Origin of the sequence: Rhodococcus sp. IEGM 1372 (assembly GCF_030056835.1) — a bacterium.
Lineage (GTDB): Bacteria > Actinomycetota > Actinomycetes > Mycobacteriales > Mycobacteriaceae > Rhodococcoides.
In genome coordinates this window covers 1-370 of sequence record NZ_JASHKS010000093.1, presented here as the reverse complement: position 1 = coordinate 370, position 370 = coordinate 1, and the positions used below count along the sequence as shown (strand labels likewise).

Below are 370 nucleotides of genomic sequence, written 5' to 3'. Positions count from 1 at the left end.
CCCGATCGTGGCAACGGTCGTCGCGTCAGCGGGAGCGGCGCGGGTGCCGGCGACGTCTCACGGACCGGCGATACCGAAACGCCTCCCGTGGCTGGCACTGACGGCGGGCACTACGTCGGGAGCGGTGCTGTTGCCGGCGACGTCTCACGGACCGGCGATACCGAAACGCCTCCCGCGGCTGGCGCTGATGGCGGTCACCAGGTGAGTGAGAGTGCCGGTGCCGGCGACGGTTCATGGAACGGTGATACCCGCGGCGATCGTGTCGGTCCCAGCACTGGTGCCGGTGACCATCGCGGACAGAAGTCTGCACCCGACCCCGGTGATGCCGACTGGCCGTTCCACTTCGACTGGACCGGGCCGATGAGCCGCG

General features: G+C 70.0%; 1 protein-coding gene. It reads left to right on the top strand.

Going from position 1 to position 370, the window contains the following annotated elements; genetic code table 11:
- Window positions 1–205 (top strand): hypothetical protein (locus QM590_RS25805; RefSeq protein WP_269596914.1); only part of this gene is annotated, 205 nt, incomplete at its 5' end.
- Between the last annotated feature and the right edge of the window lie 165 nt (window positions 206–370).